Genomic DNA, 19,924 nt, shown 5'->3' on the forward strand with positions numbered 1-19,924 from the left:
CGCGAATGGCACAGGTGAGACGGGCGCCGCTGGCGGACCAGGCGGCCGAGCTGCTGTGGCAACGCATCACGGGCGGGGAATGGGCGCTGGGGGAGAAGCTCCCCGGCGAGACGACGCTCGCCCTGCAGCTCGGTGTCGGTCGATCCACCGTGCGCGAGGCGATCCGGCAGCTCGCCGGGCGCGGAGTGCTGGCTTCGCGACAGGGGGCTGGAGTCTATGTGACCGCGCTCGAAGCCCCGGAGGACTGGGATGCCGTCCTGCGCAAGGCCGACATCGTCGCGGTGATCGAGGCACGCATCGCAATCGAGACGGAGGCCGCCGCGCTCGCCGCCGCGAGACGCACTCCCGCGGATCTGCGCAGCATCCGCCGTGCTCTCGCCGATCGCGCCGCGCACCGCTCCCATATCGAGGCACACGTCGACGCCGACACCGCCTTTCATCGGACGATCGTGGCCGCCGCGCACAACCCGGTGCTCCTCGACCTGTTCGACAGCTTCACCCCGCGGTTGCGTGAAGCCATGGTCGAGATGCTCCGCATTCGGCGGTCGTTCGGGGACGACACCGACCAGGACGCGCACGCCGAGCAGGTGGAAGCCATCGCCGACCACGACGAAGCTGCCGCAGCCGAACGCAGTCGGGCTCATCTCCTCACCCTTCGCGAGGCGCTGTCGTGATGTCGGCGAAGGGTCTCGACGGCTCCGTCCCCCGCGACGTCCTCGCGCTGAGGGGCGTCGACGTCGTCCGCAACGCGCGGCAGATCCTGACCGGCATCGACCTCACCGTCAGGCAGGGCGAGCACTGGGCCGTCATCGGGCCGAACGGAGCGGGTAAGAGCACGATCCTGAGCATGTGCGGTGCGCAGGCGCACCCGACCAGAGGCTCTGTCCACGTGCTCGGACAGCAGCTCGGACGCGTCGAGATCCGACAGCTGCGGGAGTCCATCGGTCACGTGAATCCGCGTCACCCACTGCGCTCGCCGCTGACGGTGCGAGAGGTCGTGCTCACCGGAGCGACGGGGACCACGGAGATGATGAACAGATGGGAGCCCTCCCCGGCGATCCTGGCGCGCGTCGAGCACCTCATGGCGCTGCTGGGTCTCGAGGCGATCGAGGCCGCAACGTGGCCCACCATGTCCCAGGGAGAGCGCGGAAGAGCCCTCATCGCTCGCGCGTTGCTTGCCGACCCCGCGCTCCTTCTCCTCGACGAGCCCTCGACGGGTCTGGACGTCGCGGCGAGGGAGCAGTTCCTCGAGACGCTCGATCTGCTGCACAGCACGCAGCCCGAACTCGCCACCGTCCTCGTGACGCATCACCTGGAGGAGCTGCCCCGGTCGACCACGCATGCGGCACTGATCGCGAAGGGGGAGATCGTTGCCAAGGGGCAGGCCGACGCCGTGCTCACGACACCCCTGGTGACGGCGGCGTTCGCATACCCCATACGGATCGAGCGGCGCGAGGAGCGCTGGCAGGCCCTCACCGGTCGCGTCCTCGTCGGGTGAGGTCGCGAGCGTCGCTTCACCGGAGCACGATGAGCTCGCTGGTGGATCGGGTCATGGACACGTAGCGGTCCACGGCGCCGGTCACGTCATGTCCGAACTGATCGGGATGGACCAGCACGACCAGGTCGAACTCCAGGCCCTTCGCACCCTCGGGCGCCAGGGATCGCACGCGCGCGGTCGCGGCGAAGTCGGGGGCGCCGATCACGCACGCCACACCGTCCGGATGCGCGTCGACCCAAGCCTCCAGCAGGCGCGGGAGTGCGGCGACGACGTCATGACGCACCGGCATTCCGCTCTCGCGCACCGAGGACGGGACGTTCGCATCGGGGATCGCCGCGAGGATCTCTGGAGCAGCGGCCTCCATCACCTCCGTCGGCGTCCGGTAGTTCACCCCCAGATGAGAGATCCTGACGTCGCGGAGTCCGACGCGGGCGAGTCGGGCCTCCCAGCTCTCGGTGAATCCGTGACGTGCCTGCGCGCGGTCTCCCACGATCGTGAAGCTCCTCGAAGGGCAGCGGGCGATGAGCATCCGCCACTCCGCGTCGGTGAGCTCCTGTGCCTCGTCGACGACGATGTGTCCGAACGGTCCGGACAGCTCGTCGGGTCGCAGCGCGGGGGGAGCGTCGACACCGAGCAGCACATTCCTTGCGTCCTGGCCCCGCAGGATCGACATCACCTTCATCTCGCTGTCGTCGTCCTCGATGAGGTGGTCGACCACATGGGAGATCTGCTCCTGGGCGGAAGCGATCACGGCCTGGCGTCGGTGCTCGTCGCGGACGGTATCGGGGTCGCCGATGCGGCGGCGCGCGGCGTCCAGGAACGGGAGGTCCGACACGGTCCATGCCGTCGACCCGTCCCGCTGCAGGAGTGCGATCTCCTCCGGTGAAAGCCCCGGCGCACAGTGCCGCAGGAATTCGGGTGAGCTCCACAGTCGTGCGACGACCGATGTCGGGGACAGCATCGGCCAGGCGCGCATGAACGTCCCGGTGAGTTCCTCGTCCTGACGCAGCCACCTCCGCACCATGTGGGGCGGCGCATCCTCGTCGTCCACCTGGTCCGTCAGCAGCTCGAGGATCTCCTCCCACACCTCGTCGCGTGCCTCGTTGTGCGAGATGGCAGGGTCGGCGTTCGAGAACAGTTCAGCCCATTCGTCGCGACTCAGCCACAGGTCGGCCCACGGCGATTCCAGACGCATGGCGTGATGCGGCGGGCGCTCGAACCACCTCGCGGCAGCGTCGAGCAGCGAGACGGGGTCGAGCGTGCCCTTCAGCCGCGCCACTCGGGCGTCGTGTTCGGTGCTCCGCTCGTCGGAGGCCGAGGCTCCCTCCGGGACGAGGTCGCGGATGGTCGCCAGTCGCACGGTGTCCTCGCCGAGGCTGGGAAGCACGTCCTCGACGTATGCGAGATAGTGCGCATGAGGGCCGATCAGCAGCATGCCGCCCGCACTCTGCGTGAGGCGCGGCTCCGCGTAGAGGAGTTGGGCGGCGCGGTGCAGTGCCACGACCGTCTTGCCCGTGCCCGGGCCGCCGTCGACGACGAGAGCTCCCCTGGACGAGGTGCGGATGATCGCATCCTGGTCGGCCTGGATGGTCGCGAGCACGTCGCGCATCCTGGCCGTGCGATGAGTTCCGAGGCTGGCGATGAACGCAGATTGATCGTCGAGGGAGGCCGCGCCGTCGAACGCCGCGTCGCTCAGCGCCTCATCCCAGTAGTCACGGATGCGTCCGTCGGTCCAGCGGTAGCGACGTCGGGAGATCACACCGCGCGGATGCTCGAGGGTCGCCGCGAAGTACGGCTCTGCGGCAGGAGTACGCCAGTCGACGAGGAGCCGGAACCCGTCCGCGTCCGCGAGGCCGGTGCGGCCGATGTACCGATGTTCGCCATCGTCGAGGGTCATCCGGCCGAGGCAGATGTCGAGGCCGAAGCACTCGAGCACGCGAAGGCGTCCGCTCAGTCGGCGGATCTCCAGGTCCCGGTCGACGACGGCATCTCCGAGGTCCGCTTCCCGGCGGCGCGCTTGCGTCAGTCGCGAGATCACATCTGCGCGCTGCAGCTCGAGAGCGTCGGCGATCCTCCGGAGATGCTCGCGGTCATCGGCGATCAGTTCCGGAGCGGCTTTCGCGCGCAGATCATCCGCGAGGTGGAACGGGTCGAAAGGCATGGATCTCCTTCACGCCGGGCGTCATTCGCACGAGCGAGGGTCGATTCTGCCCCAGGGTGGGGGCCTTGCGGCAAGCCCCCACCTCGGCGATATCCTGGAAATGCGCAGGAGAGGTGCTCTTCGCGCTAGCTCTCGTACACGGTGCGTCCGGCGATCACGGTCTGCGATATGCGTGTCCCCAGCAGGAGGGCAGGATCGCCCGCGAACGGGTCGGCGTCGAGCACCACGAAGTCAGCGGCGTATCCGACCGCGATGCGGCCGCGCCAGGTGCCGTCGCCGATCGATGCCGCGGCGTCCCTGGTGGCGTGCGCGATGGCCCGTTCCAGCGGAAGTGCCTGAGTCGGGTCGACGGCCGGCACACCCGGAACCAGCGCCGAGGCACGTGTGGCGGCGACGTACATGTTCGCGAGCGCCTCGTAGGGGGCGGTCGGCGCATCGGTCGAGAAGGCGAGGAGTGCTCCTGCTTCGTCGTACTCCGACCATGCGAACGCGCGGGCGACGCGATCGTCGCCGATCTGCGCCGCCCAGTTCGCGAAGATCGCGGGGTCGGCGTGCACGGGCTGCATGGAGGCCGTCACCCCGAGCCGCGCCATCCGCCCGGCGGTTCCCGGCGCGGCGTACTCGAGGTGCTCGATGCGGTGCCGACGCGGGCGGTCGCCGTTCACCGCGACGGCGTGCTCGATCGCATCGAGGGCGAGTGCGCTCGCGGCGTCGCCGATCGCGTGCATCGCGATCTGAAGTCCCGCCGCGTCCGCCGCCGCGACCACCGGCAGCAGCCGCGCGGCCGGCCAGATCGGCTCGGCGTTCGAGCCGTCGGCGTAGGCAGCTCCCATGGCGGCAGTGCACGCGTCGATCGTGCCGTCGAGCACGAGCTTTATCCCGACGACGCGAACACCCGCCGTCGACGCCGATGCGTGCGCCGACGCCTGAGCGACCTGCGCGAGGTTCGCCGCATCGTCTCCGCTGTTCGCGACGAACCAGTGCGCGGCGACGCGCAGGGGCAGCTCGCCGCGTTCGGCTGCCCTTTCGAGCGCAGCGAGTCCGAGCTCGTCGAACGCCATGTCGACGGCCCCCGTCACGCCGGCGGAGAGGTAGGCGGACACGACCCGTGCGACTGCCGCATCCCGCTGAGCGTCCGTCGTGGAGGCGTCGCGCTGCGCCCACGCGTACTGCTGTGCGGCGGTCTCATAGAGCATCCCCGTCGGCTCGCCGGACGCGTCGCGGGCGATGCGTCCGCCGAGCGGGTCGGGGGTGTCCCGCGTGATCCCCAGCTCGCGCAGCGCCGCCGTGTTCACCCAACAGGAGTGGTAGTCGTTGGCATCGAGGTAGACGGGGATATCGGCGACGACGGCATCGATCATCGTCGCGGTCGGCTCCCCGTCGGGGATCGCGTCGAACAGCCAGCCGCGTCCGCGCAGTACTCCCGACGTGGTGCGGCGGGCCTCGTCCAACCGGCGTTGGATCTCCTCGAGCGATGCGGCGTCGGTGAGTCCGACCTGTCCGAGCGCCTCGCCCATCATGAGCAGGTGGGTGTGCGCGTCGGTGAACCCCGGAAGGACGACGCGTCCTCCGAGATCGACCTCCGCGTCGGCGTGCGGGGCTTCCGCCTCGGAGCCCACGTGGATGAACTCCTCGCCGTCGACGACGATGGCCTCCGCCCAGCGGGACTCGTCTCCCGTGAAGATCCGGGCGTTGCGATAGAGGGTGCGGGTCATGCGGTGGTCTCCTGAGAGGTCATGCGTTCCAGACGCGTCGATAGGAGGGCGATCGCCCCGGCGGGTACGGCGAGGACGAAGCTCGCGATGCCGAGGGCGACCCCGAATCCCTGATAGCCGAGAACGCCGACGAGGGCTGCGCCGATGACGGGGGTGAGGGCCGACCCGACGAGGTACACCGCGAGCAGGGGGCCCGACCAGCGGCCGTCGGCATCCAGGGCCGCCGATGTCGACACGAAGTACATGAAGGCGATCGCGTACACCGAGTTCCAGGCGATGAAGATCACGATGAACGTGGTGGGATCGGTCACGAAGCCCTCCACGATCTTGAGCGCGCCGCCGGCGACGAGCAGGATCACGAGCGGTACCGCGCGCCCGAGACGTGCCCCCACGATCATGAGGAGCAGCGAACCGAGCAGTCCGCCGGCCGTCGCGCCGCTCAGCGCGATGCCGAGTCCCTCCGGCGTCAATCCGGCCTGTTCCGCACCCATCACGCCCGCCATGGCCCACAGCGAGTCCTCGCTGGCCGCCCACAGCGCGAACACCAGCAGGAGGCCGAAGCCGGCCGCGGTGACGGTCCGTGTGCGGGTGGGGGACGTCCTGACCGTCCCGGTCGGCGGCACCTCGATCGGCATCGCCTCGGCGACGGCTGCTCCGGCCTGCGGGGCGACGACGGGGGCGGCGGGCAGCCAGGCGGTGGCGACGAGCCCGATCAGGGAGAACAGGGCGAGCGCGCCGAACACATCGATCGGCGCGAGGCCGATCAGGGGGATGACGGCGAGCACCACGGTGATGACGCCCCGGTTCGCGAGTCCGTTGAAGCCGGCGACCCGGTCCGGGTTGCGGAACGCGGCGAGCGCTGCGCCCGACGCGGCGACCGCTCCGCCCGCTCCGGCGCCGCCGAGGAGGAGGCCGGGGAGCATGGCGGCGGGTGCGAGTGCGGCGGTCGCGAAGCCGACGACGGCGAGACCTAGTCCCGCGCGGGCCACGGTTCGGCGATGCGTGCCGGCGCACAGCGGAGCGATCGCCAGTCCGGTCACGGCGGTGAGCAGGAGTGTCGCGGTCACGAGCCAGCTGGCGGCGAGCACGTCGAGGCCGAGGCCGGTCTGGGCGGCCGTGATCATGTACGGCGACAGGTTGACGCCCAGGTACCCGGCGATGCCGATCGCGAAGGTCGCGGCCGCTGTCGGGAAGCGGAGAGGGATTCTGGTGCGGAGATCGAGCGTGGTCATGGAGCTCCAAGGGGAGTCGGCACGGCATTGTGCGCGGGAAGGGGAGACAACGGGTGTGCGTCGGATGGGGCACGAGTTCATAAACGAATGGTGTTCGTAAACGAATGGTGTTCATTATTATGCACAGGAGGGGGTTCTTGCGGAACCCCCGAACTCACGACCGGTCCGCCGGAGAAAGCGAGCCCCCGATGCCGAGGCCCTCCACACCGCTCCTGTCTCCGGAGATCATCGGCGCCGCGGGCCTCGCTCTCGCGAGAGGCGGCCGGCCCTTCGGGGTCAATGCCATAGCCCGCGAGCTCGGCGTGCGCCCCTCGTCGCTGTACAACCATGTCGACGGCATGGACGGGATACTCGAACTCATCCGCGGGCAGCTCGTGCAGGGATACCTCGTGCAGTGGGACGGCGAGCCCTGGGATGTCTTCGTGCTCGCGGTGCTGCGAACCCAGCGCCGGATGTATGCCGACCATCCGCAGCTCGTTCCATTGCTCGTGGGGAAGACGATCACGCATCCGGCCGTCATCGCCGCATATGACGACCTCGCCTCGGCGCTCGTCGACGGCGGTTTTCCCGAGGACGAGGTGCTCTCGGTGATCGCCGTCATCGACGCCTTCGCGATCGGCTTCGGTCTCGATCTCGCGTCGCCTGACGAGATCTGGCAGCCGGGGGAGCCGACCCGCACGCTCGGACGCCTCATCGACGGGGCCGAGCGGGGGAGCGCCCGCTCCGATCGCACCTTCGAGCTCGGGGCCGACCTTCTCCTGGAATCCCTGCGCACACGTCTCGCGCGGTGATCGTCGGAGGTGCACGATCGCTGCGGCGATGCGAAGGAGGCCGTGGATCGAGTCCAGTGCAGTGCAGTGGGGAGATTTGCCCTCTCGATGACCCGCCCCAGACGGTGCCGCCGAGAGGGCTCACCGCCCTTCCCGGACGGTAGGGGAGGCGGCGAAGATCTCGCTGCGCTCACGGCTGATTTCCCCAGGTCATCAGCCTCGTAGCCCCCGCTACGAGAGCAGAATATCGCTTAATCGGCTTGTCCGCCATTTGGGGGACAAAGAAATTTTCGAATTCGGGTAGCGGGGACTCGCTGTTGTCTTCCTCTGGTGCTTCTCTAGGGTGGACTCATGGACAGACTGCTCGTGCTCACCGCTCAGGTCGCCATCCCTCACGGCCATCGCATCGACGTGACGGAGCAGGTCGATCCGCTCACCGATGAGCCGGTGGTCCTGGCCATCGTCGACCTCGACACCGGCATCCGCTACCGACGCGAAGAGGACCCGAGTGGGGACTTCTCCCGCTGGATCGGGCGGGTGCTGAGGTGCACGGTCACCATCGGAGGCGCAGGAGCCCACACCACGCTGCTCGTCGATCCCCTCGGTCCCGGGTACACCGGTGCCAAGGTGGCTCTCCACGAAGCCGACGCGGCTGCCGATGCCGCCAAGGCCGAGGCGGACCGGTGGGGCGGAGCCGATCGCCCGCCGGCAGAGGAGCCGGAGCGCTTCTGGTGAACCCGGCGCGCAGCGTCACCGGAAGTCTCTGGAGCGATGGGTGAGACCGGTGCGCAGATCCTCGAACCCATCGGCCAGCACATTGACCACGCCCTCGGCCGATCGTTCCAGGATGCCGCGGATGATGAGCGCCGGTGAGTCTCGGGCCACGCGGCGGTAGCGGTTCCAGACCCCGGCCGAGCAGACGACGTTCACCAGCCCGCTCTCATCCTCGAGGTTCACGAAGGTGATCCCGGAAGCCGTGGCCGGTCGTTGACGATGGGTGACGAGCCCGGCGACCTCGATGCGTCGACCCGCCTCGTGCCTCTGCAGGTCGACCGCTGTCAGCACGCCGCGAGCGCGCAGAGCCTCCCGGAAGTGCGTCAGGGGATGGTCGTCGGTCGACACCCCGGTCGCCCACAGGTCGGCGGAGAGCCGCTCGTAGCTGCTCTGATCGGCGAACAGGGGCGGCTGCACCGCGACCGTGGTCCCGGGGAGGAAACGGGAGCGATCCTCGGCGGCGGCTCCCGCCATCCAGATGGCCTCCCGGCGTTCCAGGCCCAGACAGTCGAAGGCCCCGGCGGTGGCGAGCGCCTCCAGCTGGGCGGACGTGGCATCCGTGCGTCTGACCAGGTCGTTCAGGTCCCGATAGAGGCCGTTCGCTTCGCGCTCGGCGACGATCTTCTCGGCCATCGCCATGCCGATCCCACGGATGCCGCCGAGTCCCAGCCGCACAGCGGACCCGCCGTCTCTGCGGTGCGCGGCGGATTCATCCGCGGCAGACCTGTCGAAGCGCAGGACCGGCGGCTGAGGGACGCTCAGGCACGGATCCTGGCCGGTCGGCCCTCTCGGGGTGTCCGAGGAGAGCGGCTCCAGCAGCTCCATCGCACCGGAGAGATGCAGATCGGGGCGGCGCACCTCCACTCCGTGCCGCCGGGCATCCGCGGTCAGGGTCGCGGCGGAGTAGAAGCCCATGGGCTGCGAGCGCAGGAGTCCCGCGAGGAACGCGGCGGGGTAGTGCAGCTTCAACCAGGAGCTGGCATAGACGAGGAGTGCGAACGACAGCGAGTGCGATTCGGCGAAACCGAAGTTGGAGAACGCCTGGATCTGCGCATAGATACGATCCGCCGCCTCGTCGACGAGCCCGCGCCTCGCCATCCCCGCATAAAGCTTGTCCCTGACCTTCTCGATCCTCTCGAGGCCCCGTTTGGAGCCCATGGCCCGGCGCAGCAGATCGGCTTCGTCCGCTGTGCAGTCGCCCACGGCGGTGGCCATCTGGATGAGCTGTTCCTGGAAGATCGGGATGCCCAGCGTGCGCTTCAGGATGTCCTCAAGATCGCTGTGCGGGTAGGGGATGGTGAACTCCACCGGCGGTTCTCCCCGAGACACCCGTTCCCGGTTCTCCTCGTCGACGCGGTCCTTCGCCATCTTGCGCCGGACGAACGGGTGCACGGCCCCGCCCTGGATGGGGCCGGGCCGGATGAGGGCGATCTGGATGGCGAGGTCGTAGAAGCTCCGCGGTTGCAGGCGGGGGAGCAGCCCTATCTGAGCACGGGATTCCACCTGGAAGACGCCGATCGAGTCCGCGTGGCAGAGCATGTCGTAGACGCCGGCCTCCTCCTTCGGGATCGTCTCGAGCGTCCACTCCTCACCCGTGGTCTCCCGGATCAGGTCGAAGCAGTGCTGGAGGGCGGCGAGCATCCCGAGTCCCAGCAGATCGAACTTCACCAACCCCATGAAGGCGGCATCGTCCTTGTCCCACTGGATGATCGTGCGGTTCTCCATGCGGGCGTGCTCCACAGGGACGACCTCTCCGACGGGGCGCGCGGTGAGCACCATGCCCCCGGAATGGATGCCGAGATGTCGAGGCGCCTTCAGCAGCTCTCCGGCGTAGGCGAGCACGTTCTCGGGGATGTCGTGCCCCTCTGCGGGTTCCAGTCCCGCTCCCCAGCCGTCGACCTGGCGGGACCAGGCATCCTGCTGGCCCGGGGAGTGGCCGAGAGCCCTGGCCATGTCGCGCACCGCATTCTTGGGGCGGTACTGGATGACGTTCGCCACCTGGGCAGCCCGCTCCCTCCCGTACTCCTCGTACACCCACTGGATGATCTCCTCACGGCGGTCGGAGTCGAAGTCGACGTCGATGTCCGGCTCCTCCGTCCGCGTGGTCGCGAGGAACCGCTCGAAGGGCAGACGGTAGAGGATCGGATCGACCGCGGTGATGCCCAGCAGGTAGCAGACCGCGCTCGCCGCAGCCGACCCCCTGCCCTGGCAGAGGATGCCGCGCCTCCGGGCCTCCGCGACGATGCCGTGCACGATCAGGAAGTACCCGGGGAAGTCCTTCTCCTCGATCACGTCGAGCTCGCGGGCGATCCGGTGCCGGCCGTCATCGTCCAGTCGTGGATACTTCGACGGCACGGCCTCCCACACCAGGTGACGCAGCCAGGTCATCGGAGTGTGCCCCTCCGGAACCTTCTGCTGCGGCAGGGCCGGTCGAGCCAGGCGAAGCGGGAAGGCCGAGGCCGCGGCCAGCTCGAGCCCGTACGAGATCGCCCCGGGGTGCCGCTGGAAGCGCGCCGCCATCTCCGCACCGCTGCGCAGATGCGCCCCTCCGTGCGCGGGCAGCCAGCCGTCGAGCTCGTCCATGCTGCGCACCGCGCGGACCGCGGCCACGGCCTCGGCGAGCGGCGCCTGTGCCGGTGTGGCGTAGTGCACGTTGTTGGTCGCGACCACCGGCAGCCGCATCCGACGCGCCAGGTCGGCGAGAGCGTCGTTGCGTCGAGTGTCGAGGGGGTCGCCGTGATCGAAGAGCTCGACGACGACGTTGTCGCTTCCGAACAGGTCGACGAGCGACCCCAGCGGCGTGCCCGCGTCCCCCGCTTCGAGTCCGCGACGCACGGCGCCCTTCCGACATCCGGTCAGGATCGTCCAGTGCCCGTCCGCGCGTGCCACGAGATCGTCCAGGTCGTAGACCGGGCGCCCCTTCTCACCTCCCCGCAGCTGCGCAGAAGTGATCGCCCCCGAGAGTCGGTGGTATCCCTCCATGCCTCGGGCGAGGACCAGCAGGTGCTCGCCTGCGGGATCCGCGGAACCCCGTTGCGGCGCCGGCAGGTCGAGCGACAGCTCTGCCCCGAACACCGTCTGCAGCGGGCTCTCCATGAGATCGGCCACCTCGGCGAAGCGCGCGGCTCCGTAGAAGCCGTCGTGGTCGGTGAGGGCGAGAGCGGTCAGGCCGAGTCGCTCGGCCTCGGCGAGGAGGTCTTCGGGGGACGACGCCCCGTCGAGGAACGAGTACGACGAATGAGCGTGCAGCTCGGCGTAGGGGACCGCGTCCGCGGGGCGGGGGACGGCGACGGGGGGAGTGCGCTTGCGTCGGCGGCTCACCGGTCCCGGATCCGTCCGCTGCCCTCGGGGCTCGGCGACCGGGGGGCGCGACTCCTCGCCGCTGAGGGTGCGCTCCAGATCGTTCCAGGACAGCGGCGGATTGTGCCAGCCCATCAGCGGTACCTCCCCTCGGCCCACCAGCGCTCGCCGGTGCAGAACACCAACCACGCACGGTCGTCGTCGTCGACGATCTGGAGCCGGTGTCCCCGCTTCCCGCCCCCTGGCGCCCAGCGTCGTTCGTGCACGGGCCAGGGTCCTGCCCAGGCCTGCACGGCGGATCCGTCGATGCGGGCGGGGTCGTTCGAGAGCGAACCCCGCTCATCGACGCTGATGGTGCTCTCGTCCGCAGCGAACACGCCGATGGGTCTCGGCGGTCGGAAGACCTCGGCCGGCAGGGGGTCGGGAAGGCTCCCCGGCCACGGGGAGCCGGGGTCGCGGGGCGGGACGGTGCGCTCTCCCCACGGGGTGAGCACCTGGCGATCCGCGAGCCAGCGACCACCGGCGACGGCGGCGGTGACCACACCCTGATGGCCCAGCATGGTCTGCACGCGCGAGACCGCATGGTGCAGACGTTCATCCGTGCCGGAGCCGAAGAGCCCCGGCTGGTGGTGCGCGGCATCGTCCACGGCCGCGGGAACGATCCGCACCGCCACGATGCCGCCGAACGCCCGCGCCTCGTCGACCGGCTCCTTCGCGGACTGCGCGGCCAGGGATTCCAGCTGCCAGCGCACCCGGTCGACGAGGTCGGAGGCGTCGAAACAGGTCGGATGCAGCCAGGACCGGGAGAAGACGGCGCCGTTGTCGTCGGTCAGATCGATCCGCACCTCCGTGCAGACGAGGGAGGCGTCGCCCAGAGCGAGCATCACCGCGTCCGCCGTCTGACGCACCGCGAAGGCCACCTGGTCCGTTCCCCCCAGCGGGGAGTCGAACTCGATGGCCCGCACCAGCTCCGGATCGGGCGGGCGCGGCGTCAGCGGACGGGAGTCGGCACCGGCGGCGAGGGCGTGCAAGCGGGCGCCGTGCTCGCCGAAACGGTCGCGCACGTCGAGCGCGGTGAGGGATGCGAATTCACCGAGCGTGCGCACGCCGAGCCTGACGAGGAGTCCGGCGATCTGCTCGTCGCGCAGCACCTGGACGGGATACGGTGCCAGGAACTCTCCGGACGCCCCCGGCGGCACCACTGTGCATGGTGCGGTGCCGCGCGCCGCGATCTCAGCCGTGAACGGGCCGTCGGCGACGCCGACCCGCACCTCGGGGAACCCTGCATCGGCCAGGACGGCGGTGAGGGCTTCGGCGGCTTCCGCCTCTCCTCCGTGATAGCGGGAGATGCCTCTGGCGCGGAGGATCGCGAGTCCCGGTCGCAGCAGCGTGACCCCTGGCGCATGCTTCTCGATCAGGTGCAGCACCGGCAGGAAGGCCCGCTCGTCGCGGTCGGGGTCGTGGGAGAGCACGCGCAAAGAGGCGAGGTGCCCCTGCGCGATCCTGCGGCGCTGACCGGTGCGCACACCGTGCTCCCTGGCGGACGCGGTGCAGGCGACGATCGTGTTCGCCTGCACCAGGGCGGTGGGCGGGTGCGGGGGAGCGATGCCGAGCGCCGCCCGCATCGGCCAATCGGGGAACCACAGCACCAGCACACGGAGCGGGCTGTTCATCCGGCTTCCGCCCATCGCAGGAGCTCAGGTGGCGGGGATCCGCTCGATATGGCGGTCTCCGGAACGAAAGCGGTCTCCGGAGCGAGCGCCGGCAGCGCGGTGAGCTCGGCTCCGACGGTCTCGACCGCACCATGTCCTCCTGGCAGCTGCACGCGCACGCTCGACGGACGAGGGCTGTGCCGTGTCCGGGCGGTCACCGTGACCGTGCAGTCCGAGAGCAGTCCCCATCCGGCGCCGAGTCCGTGCCAGTGCGGGTCATGCAGGCGTATGGTTCCTTCGCTCTGTGGCCAGCGCTCCGCCCCCGGTGTCTCGGTGACGAGGAGTGTGCAACCGCGATCGCGCAGACGAGCGCTCAACCGGGCGACATCGGCGTCTCGTGCGCGTGAGCCGGGGGAGACGACGATCAGGGGCACGACCTCGGCCAGAGCGGATGTCGCGGCGAGCCAGCGATCTCCCGGCGTCGGTACGAGGATCAGGCGGGCGAGGTCGATGCCGAATGCGGCTGCGGCTTCCGCGCCGAGGGTCGGCATGCCGACCACGGCGCACCACAGCCCCTTCTGCGACGCGGCGCCGAGCAGCGCGAGGACGAGGCTCGGCGAAGGGGACACGGAGTAGGAGGTGCCGGTCTGCAGTCCCCCTTCCGGAAGGAGTGAGGCGAAAGCAGGGTCGAGGGGCAGCAGCGCCTGTTCGCTGCGCCGTCGTTGCATCCGGCTGATCTCGCGACGCAGCCGCAGCACTTCTCCCGCACGGGAGTCGCCCGTGGGGGAGAGCGAGGCGATTGCGTCGAGCCCGATCACCTGCATCCTTTCTCGAAGATATATTCTAATATAACAAGTCGTCTGATCGACGATAGTTCGTACATCGGACATCCGCCAGGGGGTTGTCCACAGGCTGTCGAAGAGTGCTCCCTCGATCTCCTAACCTGCCGGGATGGACATCCGGCTCACGCTCATCGCGCTCGTGCATGCTGCCTTGATCGGTGTCGGAGGCTGGCTCATCGTGATCGACGCCCGCACTCACCGTCTCCCCGATCGGATCGTGCTGCCGACGCTCGGTGTCCTCCTGGTGCTCGTGTCGATCGATGCTCTCGCCGCAGGGCAGTGGGCGTCGTCCGTGCGCGCCGCTATCGGCCTTGTGGTCCTCGGTGGTTTCTATGCCGTGCTGCGGATGGTCAGCCGCGCGGGGATGGGCGGGGGAGACGTGAAGCTCGCCGCCGTCATCGGCCTGGTGCTGGGATGGCACGGCTGGCAGGCGCTGATGATCGGGGCGGCCTCGGCATTCGTGCTGGGCGCGCTCTATGCGCTGGTGCTCATCCTGCTGCGCAGAGCCGACGGAGCGACCCGCATCGCCTTCGGGCCCTGGATGATCGCCGGCGCCCTGCTCGGAGTCGCCTTCGGCTGAACCCGCACGCCTCGCCCGCATTCTGCGACGACGGGGCTACCCTGAGCACATGGCACTCGCACGACTTCACGGCGGCCCGCTCGACGGGCAGATCATCCCCCTCGGCGACGCGGACGACAAGCTGATCGTCCCCTACAGCGAGACGCAGGTGGTGTACAACCGCCGCGGCGAACCGCAGAACACCGGAGAGGGCGACGGTCCCACCGAGGTCGACTACTGGTTCGAGGAGTCGCTCGAGGACCTCACCCTCGAGGATGACTGAGCCGTCCCGCACGGTCGAGGTCGAGCGCAAGTACGACGTCGACCTCGAGACCCCGTTGCCCCGGTGGGAGAGGATCCCCGGCGTCGAGGCGGTCAGCACCGGAGAGGTCCGCGCCCTGGACGCCCGGTACTTCGACACCGCTGACGGCACTCTCTCGCGTGCCGGAGTGGCGCTGCGTCGTCGCACCGGCGGCCCCGACGAGGGCTGGCACGTGAAGGGCCCGCGACAGGGAGACGGTCGACTCGAACTCGGCTGGCCGCTGGGAGAGGGCGACACGCTCCCTCCCGCCGTGGCCGAGACCATCTCCGAATGGACGACAGCTCCGCTCACCCCGCTCGCCCGGATCGAGAACGACCGCACCGCCTATCTGCTCAGCGGCCCGCACGGGGTGGTCGCCGAGTTCGTCGACGATCGGGTGCGAGCGACCGATCTGCGCGGGAACGTGACGCGCGAATGGCGTGAGTGGGAGATGGAACTCGGTCTCGCCGCGCCCTCCGATGAGGCGGGACGCACCGCGTTCTTCGACGCGGTGGAGCAGGCGGTGGCTGCTGCCGGAGGCACGGAGTCGGCGTCGGGGTCGAAGCTCGCCAGAGCTCTCGGCGTCTAGGGCGGACAGCGCTCGGGCGCAACCCCTTCCCCCCGAGCGGTGCGCAGTGCTTGAGTGACACCATGAGCCGAACGCCTGTGCTTCGATCGCTGCAGACGATCGTCCCCGACACCGTTCTCGTGCAGGAGCAGGTGCGTGACGTTTTCGCACAGCAGCCCGACCTGGGAAGACTCGCGCAACGGATCGTCACGACCTCGTTCAACGTCTCGGGCATCGACACCCGCCACACGGTGATCGATGAGCTGTCACCCGATTCGGACGTCACCGACCCCGTCTTCTTCGACCGCCGAACGGGCATGCTGCTCGCTCCGGGCACGAAAGCGCGCAACGACTTCTACACCCGTGAGGCCACCGTGCTCTTCGTCGAGGCCGCGCGGCGGGCGATCGACGCCGACCCCGACCTCCGCCCCGCCGATGTGACACACGTCATCACGGTCTCCTGCACCGGGTTCCACGCCCCTGGTCCCGAGTACGAGATCGTGCGCGCGCTCGGCCTCTCCGATGCCGTGCAGCGCTTCCACTTCGGATTCATGGGCTGCTATGCGTCGATGCCGGCGCTCCGGGCCGCGAGTCAGTTCTGCGCCGCGGACGAGAACGCGGTCGTCCTGGTCGTGAGCGTCGAACTGTGCACCCTTCACCTTCGCACCTCGGAGAACCCCGACACGATCGTCGCGTCTTCGCTGTTCGCCGACGGTGCGGCCGCCGGAATCGTCACGGCACGCGACCTCCCCTCCCCGGTTCCCGCACTGCGCCTGGATCGCTTCCACACCGCGATCGCGCCGGAAGGCGAGAAGGACATGGCCTGGACGATCGGAGACACCGGTTTCGAGATGATCCTCTCCACGGCCGTCCCGCAGATCATCGGCGAGACCATCATCGGTGCGCTCCGGCCGCTGTACAGTCCGGAAGAGGACCTCGGGCAGGCCTTCGAAGGCGGCGGCGTGGGGGAAGCCGTGCAGCATTGGGCCATCCATCCGGGCGGACGCAGCATCCTCGACAAGGTGCAGGAGCGGCTGAACCTCAGCGACGCTCAACTGCACCCGGCCAGGGAGGTGCTACGGAACAACGGCAACATGTCCAGCGCGACCGTGCTGTTCATCCTGAAACGGATCCTCGAGGAGGAGGGTGCCCGTGCCGGTGACCGCGTCTCCGCGATGGCTTTCGGGCCGGGGCTGACCGCCGAGAGCGCGCTGATGACCGTCGTGGCACCGCCTCGTTCATGACCCGGCCTCTCACGACGCGGGACGTCGACACCCGCGAGTTGATGGACGACCCGGACGCCGATGCGCGGATGCTGGCCCGGACCTATGGGCGGTTCGGGTTCGTGAACGCTCTGGTCTCCCGCCCGGGTAGCCTCTACCGGCGTGACGTCCGGCCACGGGCCGCGCACGCCAGGGAGCAGTCGCGCGCCTTGCGTATCCTCGACGTCGGTGCGGGTGGGGGAGATCTCTGTCGGCTGCTCGCCTGGAGACTGCGTCGGGACGGCTTCGATGCAGAGGTCACCGCGCTCGACGCCGACGTGCGGGCGATCCGCTGGGCATCGGCGCACGATCGCGGCGCGGGCATCCGCTACCGTCGTGCCCTCACGACCGAGCTGGTGGCTGCGGGAGAGATCTACGACATGGTGCTGTCCAATCACGTGCTGCATCATCTCGACGATGCCGAGCTGCGGACGGTGCTCGACGACTCCGTGCGGCTCGTCGCTCCCGGCGGGATGGTCTCGCACCGTGACATCGCCCGGAGCCGCACCGCTCATGCGCTGTTCTCCGCGGCCACCTGGACGATCTCGAGCACCCTCCTCGCGGACTCGTTCATCCGTGAGGACGGTCTCATCAGCATCCGCCGCTCGTACACGACGGCCGAGCTCAGGGCGATCGCTCCTCCCGGATGGGTCGTCCGCGGCAGCGTGCCCTCTCGACTGGAGCTGCGGTGGGTGGGAGCGCATGCCCGAACATGACGTCCTGATCGTCGGTGCGGGTCCTGTCGGTCTGCTGCTGGCCTGTCTGTTGGCGCAGGAGGGGCTGCGGGTGACGATCTGCGAGCGGCGGACGGGGACCGACGACCGGACCAGAGCCATCGGCATCCACCGTCCCGGCCTGGATGCCCTGGACGCGGCAGGGGTCGGCGGCGAGGTGCGGGCGGACGCGCTGCGACTCGCGGGCGGCGAGGTGCGTAGCCGTCGGCGGACTCTGGCGACGCTGACCTTCGACCGCGACCGCCCGGTCCTGGTGCTTCCGCAACCTCACACGGATGCGGTGCTGCGCGCCCGTCTGCGCGCGCTCGCTCCCGACGCTCTGGTCGTCGGCTGCGAGGTGCGCGAGGTGCGCCAGACCAATGACGAGGTCGTCGTCGCGACGGAGACGATCGAAGGATCACGCGAGGTCACCGCATCGATGGTGGTGGTCGCCGACGGGGTGCGGAGCCGACTGCGCGGTGACCTGCGGATCGGCTGGCGTCCTCGGCCGGGGTGCGGGTCGTATTCGATGCTCGACGTGCACGACGAGACTCCGGGTGACCGCGCGATCCTGCACTGCGAGCCGGATGGACTCGTCGAGTGCTTCCCGCTGCCGGCTGGGCGGCGCCGATGGGTGGTGAGGGAGGGGGACGAGGGGGTCGGTTCCGCAGCGGGCTTCCGCACGGCCGTCCGGCAGCGCACCGGGATCGACCTCGAGCTCCCGGTGGGCGCGCAACCGGCGTCGTTCGTCGCCGCGCAGCACATGGCCACACGGGTGCATCGGGGGAGGGCCGTGCTCCTGGGTGATGCCGCGCACGAGGTCAGCCCGATCGGAGGGCAGGGGATGAACCTGGGGTGGGCCGACGCCGTGCGCCTCGCCGAGCAGCTCGTCCGTTCCCTCCCGACACGGGTTCCCGACCTCGCCGCCTACGACCATCGCGTGCGCCGGGCTGCCGCCATGGCCGGACGACGCTCGAGGTTCTATATGTCGATGGGCGCGCCGGCGCCGGCTGCGGTCGTGCAGGGCAGGGAGCTGGTGATGCGCGCCCTCGGTTCGGCGCCGTTGCGGGGCTGGACGACGGGTCTGCTCACGATGCGCGGGATCTGACGCCGGCTCCGGGATGCAGAAGGCCCGGGTCCGCTGTGCGCGGACCGGGCCTTCTGCGGAGTCTCGATCAGAAGTTGATCATGTGGCCTGCGAGGCCGTGGAAGCCCTCCTGCAGCGCCTCCGACAGCGTCGGGTGCGTGTGCACGTTGCGGGCCAGCTCGAGAGCCGTGAGGTCCCACTTCTGTGCGAGCGTCAGCTCGGGGAGGAGCTCCGACACATCGGGGCCGATCATGTGCGCGCCGATGAGCTCGAGGTGCTCGGCGTCGGCGATCAGCTTGACGAAGCCGACCGGCTCGCCGAGGCCGTGTGCCTTGCCGTTCGCCATGAACGGGAAGGTCGCGACCTTGATCTCGCGTCCCTCGTCCTTGGCCTGCTGCTCGGTGAGGCCGAACGAGGCGACCTGCGGGGAGCAGAACGTCGCACGCGGCATCATGCGGTAGTCGCCCAGCGTCTGGGTCTCGGCGCCGCCGATGGTCTCGGCCGCGACCACACCCTGGGCCTCGGCCACGTGGGCGAGCTGCAGCTTGGCGGTCACATCGCCGATCGCGTAGATGCCCTCCACATTGGTGCGCATGTGGTCGTCGATGTCGATCGCGCCGCGCTCGGTCAGCTTCACGCCGGTCTTCTCCAGGCCGAAGCCCTCGATGTTCGGGGCGAACCCGACCGACATGAGAACCTTGCCGGCCTCGATCGACGACTGCTGTCCGTCCTTGCCGGTGTAGGTGACGGTGACGGACGAGCCGTTGTCGACGACCGACTCGACCTTGGTCGAGGTGAGGATGTCGACGCCGTAGTTCTTGTACTGCTTCGTGATCTCCTTCGACACGTCCGCATCCTCGTTGGGGAGTGCGCGGTCGAGGAACTCGATGATGGTCACCTTGACGCCGTAGTTCGTCAGGACGTAGGCGAACTCCATGCCGATGGCGCCGGCGCCGACGATGACGATCGACTCGGGCAGGTCCCGGGTCATGATCTGCTCTTCGTAGGTGACGACGTTCTCGCTGAGCGTGACACCGGGGAGCAGACGCACCTTGGAGCCGGTGGCGATGATCACGTTGTCGAACGTGACCTCTTCGGTGGAGCCGTCGGCCTTGGCGACCGAGATCGCCTTGGGGCCGGTGAAGGTGCCGCGACCGTTGTACTCGGTCACCTTGTTCTTCTTCATCAGGAAGTGGATGCCCTTGACGCGACCCTCCGCGACCTCCCGGCTGCGGTCGAACGCCTTGCCGAAGTCGATCGTGAACTCGCCGGAGATCCCGAAGAAGTCGGCCTTGTGGTTCAGGGTGTGCGCGAGCTCCGCGTTCTTCAGGAGCGCCTTGGAGGGGATGCAGCCGACGTTGAGGCAGACACCACCCCAGTACTTCTCCTCGATGATGGCGGTGGAGAGACCGAGCTGCGCGCTGCGAACCGCAGCGACGTATCCGCCAGGACCTGCACCAAGGATGACGACGTCGTAGTGTGGCATGCCT

At 69.4% G+C, this 19,924-nt stretch carries 17 protein-coding genes; 10 read left to right on the plus strand and 7 right to left on the minus strand.

The genetic code is table 11. The features are described from left to right. Window positions 1–5: 5 nt before the first annotated feature. Both MOX01_RS08380 and MOX01_RS08385 read left to right on the plus strand, forming a co-directional pair. Window positions 6–674, plus strand: coding sequence for a FadR/GntR family transcriptional regulator (locus tag MOX01_RS08380; RefSeq protein ID WP_141369244.1), 669 nt, complete (start codon window positions 6–8; stop codon window positions 672–674). After that, window positions 674–1,498: an ABC transporter ATP-binding protein gene (locus MOX01_RS08385; RefSeq protein ID WP_141369649.1), complete on the plus strand. Its 825-nt coding sequence runs from the start codon at window positions 674–676 to the stop codon at window positions 1,496–1,498. The genes MOX01_RS08380 and MOX01_RS08385 overlap by 1 nt, the downstream gene beginning before the upstream one ends. Before the next feature lie 16 nt (window positions 1,499–1,514). On the opposite strand, the gene helR is transcribed toward MOX01_RS08385, so the two are convergent. The 3 genes from helR to MOX01_RS08400 form a co-directional block, all read right to left on the minus strand. Continuing rightward, complete coding sequence (gene helR / locus MOX01_RS08390; protein ID WP_141369246.1) at window positions 1,515–3,659, minus strand: RNA polymerase recycling motor ATPase HelR; 2,145 nt, start codon at window positions 3,657–3,659, stop codon at window positions 1,515–1,517. A 125-nt stretch (window positions 3,660–3,784) separates the two neighbouring features. Then, the gene (locus MOX01_RS08395; RefSeq protein ID WP_141369248.1) at window positions 3,785–5,374 is read right to left on the minus strand and encodes an amidohydrolase; all 1,590 of its coding nucleotides are present in this window, start codon (window positions 5,372–5,374) and stop codon (window positions 3,785–3,787) included. After that, the gene (locus MOX01_RS08400) at window positions 5,371–6,606 is read right to left on the minus strand and encodes an MFS transporter (protein ID WP_141369250.1); all 1,236 of its coding nucleotides are present in this window, start codon (window positions 6,604–6,606) and stop codon (window positions 5,371–5,373) included. The genes MOX01_RS08395 and MOX01_RS08400 overlap by 4 nt, the downstream gene beginning before the upstream one ends. A gap of 188 nt (window positions 6,607–6,794) precedes the next feature. Here MOX01_RS08400 and MOX01_RS08405 point away from each other — a divergent pair, with 188 nt between their 5' ends. Both MOX01_RS08405 and MOX01_RS08410 read left to right on the plus strand, forming a co-directional pair. Then, window positions 6,795–7,397, plus strand: a complete 603-nt coding sequence (locus MOX01_RS08405; RefSeq protein ID WP_061017096.1) for a TetR/AcrR family transcriptional regulator C-terminal domain-containing protein — start codon at window positions 6,795–6,797, stop codon at window positions 7,395–7,397. Window positions 7,398–7,727: 330 nt separating this feature from the next. Continuing rightward, window positions 7,728–8,111, plus strand: coding sequence for a hypothetical protein (locus tag MOX01_RS08410; RefSeq protein WP_046749353.1), 384 nt, complete (start codon window positions 7,728–7,730; stop codon window positions 8,109–8,111). Between the two features lie 15 nt (window positions 8,112–8,126). Here MOX01_RS08410 and MOX01_RS08415 read toward each other — a convergent pair whose 3' ends face one another. From MOX01_RS08415 to imuA', 3 genes are read right to left on the minus strand one after another with little or no spacing between them, the layout of a single operon-like run. After that, window positions 8,127–11,585 (minus strand): error-prone DNA polymerase, encoded by a 3,459-nt coding sequence (locus tag MOX01_RS08415; RefSeq protein WP_141369252.1) that lies wholly within the window; start codon window positions 11,583–11,585, stop codon window positions 8,127–8,129. Then, the gene (locus MOX01_RS08420; protein ID WP_061018618.1) at window positions 11,585–13,123 is read right to left on the minus strand and encodes a DNA polymerase Y family protein; all 1,539 of its coding nucleotides are present in this window, start codon (window positions 13,121–13,123) and stop codon (window positions 11,585–11,587) included. The genes MOX01_RS08415 and MOX01_RS08420 overlap by 1 nt, the downstream gene beginning before the upstream one ends. After that, complete coding sequence (gene imuA' / locus MOX01_RS08425; protein ID WP_141369254.1) at window positions 13,120–13,926, minus strand: DnaE2-dependent mutagenesis accessory factor ImuA'; 807 nt, start codon at window positions 13,924–13,926, stop codon at window positions 13,120–13,122. The genes MOX01_RS08420 and imuA' overlap by 4 nt, the downstream gene beginning before the upstream one ends. Before the next feature lie 127 nt (window positions 13,927–14,053). Between imuA' and MOX01_RS08430 the strand changes: the two genes are divergently transcribed. The 6 genes from MOX01_RS08430 (at window position 14,054) to MOX01_RS08455 (ending at window position 18,455) form a co-directional block, all read left to right on the plus strand. Next, window positions 14,054–14,524: a prepilin peptidase gene (locus MOX01_RS08430; protein ID WP_127012057.1), complete on the plus strand. Its 471-nt coding sequence runs from the start codon at window positions 14,054–14,056 to the stop codon at window positions 14,522–14,524. A 49-nt stretch (window positions 14,525–14,573) separates the two neighbouring features. Next, on the plus strand, window positions 14,574–14,786 hold the full coding sequence (locus tag MOX01_RS08435; protein ID WP_046749348.1) for a hypothetical protein: 213 nt from the start codon (window positions 14,574–14,576) through the stop codon (window positions 14,784–14,786). Next, window positions 14,779–15,393, plus strand: a complete 615-nt coding sequence (locus tag MOX01_RS08440) for a CYTH domain-containing protein (RefSeq protein WP_141369256.1) — start codon at window positions 14,779–14,781, stop codon at window positions 15,391–15,393. The genes MOX01_RS08435 and MOX01_RS08440 overlap by 8 nt, the downstream gene beginning before the upstream one ends. 62 nt (window positions 15,394–15,455) lie before the next feature. Continuing rightward, on the plus strand, window positions 15,456–16,616 hold the full coding sequence (locus MOX01_RS08445) for a type III polyketide synthase (protein WP_046749346.1): 1,161 nt from the start codon (window positions 15,456–15,458) through the stop codon (window positions 16,614–16,616). Further along, entirely contained in the window at window positions 16,613–17,350 is a 738-nt protein-coding gene (locus MOX01_RS08450) for a methyltransferase domain-containing protein (RefSeq protein ID WP_141369258.1), read from the plus strand. Before MOX01_RS08445 ends, MOX01_RS08450 begins: the two co-directional genes overlap by 4 nt. After that, window positions 17,337–18,455, plus strand: coding sequence for an FAD-dependent oxidoreductase (locus MOX01_RS08455; RefSeq protein ID WP_141369260.1), 1,119 nt, complete (start codon window positions 17,337–17,339; stop codon window positions 18,453–18,455). The genes MOX01_RS08450 and MOX01_RS08455 overlap by 14 nt, the downstream gene beginning before the upstream one ends. A 67-nt stretch (window positions 18,456–18,522) precedes the next feature. Here MOX01_RS08455 and lpdA read toward each other — a convergent pair whose 3' ends face one another. After that, a complete protein-coding gene (gene lpdA / locus MOX01_RS08460) occupies window positions 18,523–19,920 on the minus strand; it encodes a dihydrolipoyl dehydrogenase (RefSeq protein WP_046749343.1) in 1,398 nt (465 codons plus the stop codon). Between the last annotated feature and the right edge of the window lie 4 nt (window positions 19,921–19,924).

It is taken from the genome of Microbacterium oxydans, assembly GCF_006540085.1.
GTDB classification, from domain to species: Bacteria; Actinomycetota; Actinomycetes; order Actinomycetales; family Microbacteriaceae; genus Microbacterium; species Microbacterium oxydans.

Bases quoted from the DNA above. Each gene is read 5' to 3' on its own strand.
- MOX01_RS08380 (WP_141369244.1), top strand. From the start codon at position 6: ATGGCACAGGTGAGACGGGCGCCGCTGGCGGACCAGGCGGCCGAGCTG.
- MOX01_RS08385 (WP_141369649.1), top strand. From the start codon at position 674: ATGTCGGCGAAGGGTCTCGACGGCTCCGTCCCCCGCGACGTCCTCGCG.
- helR (WP_141369246.1), bottom strand. From the start codon at position 3,659: ATGCCTTTCGACCCGTTCCACCTCGCGGATGATCTGCGCGCGAAAGCC.
- MOX01_RS08395 (WP_141369248.1), bottom strand. From the start codon at position 5,374: ATGACCCGCACCCTCTATCGCAACGCCCGGATCTTCACGGGAGACGAG.
- MOX01_RS08400 (WP_141369250.1), bottom strand. From the start codon at position 6,606: ATGACCACGCTCGATCTCCGCACCAGAATCCCTCTCCGCTTCCCGACA.
- MOX01_RS08405 (WP_061017096.1), top strand. From the start codon at position 6,795: ATGCCGAGGCCCTCCACACCGCTCCTGTCTCCGGAGATCATCGGCGCC.
- MOX01_RS08410 (WP_046749353.1), top strand. From the start codon at position 7,728: ATGGACAGACTGCTCGTGCTCACCGCTCAGGTCGCCATCCCTCACGGC.
- MOX01_RS08415 (WP_141369252.1), bottom strand. From the start codon at position 11,585: ATGGGCTGGCACAATCCGCCGCTGTCCTGGAACGATCTGGAGCGCACC.
- MOX01_RS08420 (WP_061018618.1), bottom strand. From the start codon at position 13,123: ATGAACAGCCCGCTCCGTGTGCTGGTGCTGTGGTTCCCCGATTGGCCG.
- imuA' (WP_141369254.1), bottom strand. From the start codon at position 13,926: ATGCAGGTGATCGGGCTCGACGCAATCGCCTCGCTCTCCCCCACGGGC.
- MOX01_RS08430 (WP_127012057.1), top strand. From the start codon at position 14,054: ATGGACATCCGGCTCACGCTCATCGCGCTCGTGCATGCTGCCTTGATC.
- MOX01_RS08435 (WP_046749348.1), top strand. From the start codon at position 14,574: ATGGCACTCGCACGACTTCACGGCGGCCCGCTCGACGGGCAGATCATC.
- MOX01_RS08440 (WP_141369256.1), top strand. From the start codon at position 14,779: ATGACTGAGCCGTCCCGCACGGTCGAGGTCGAGCGCAAGTACGACGTC.
- MOX01_RS08445 (WP_046749346.1), top strand. From the start codon at position 15,456: ATGAGCCGAACGCCTGTGCTTCGATCGCTGCAGACGATCGTCCCCGAC.
- MOX01_RS08450 (WP_141369258.1), top strand. From the start codon at position 16,613: ATGACCCGGCCTCTCACGACGCGGGACGTCGACACCCGCGAGTTGATG.
- MOX01_RS08455 (WP_141369260.1), top strand. From the start codon at position 17,337: ATGCCCGAACATGACGTCCTGATCGTCGGTGCGGGTCCTGTCGGTCTG.
- lpdA (WP_046749343.1), bottom strand. From the start codon at position 19,920: ATGCCACACTACGACGTCGTCATCCTTGGTGCAGGTCCTGGCGGATAC.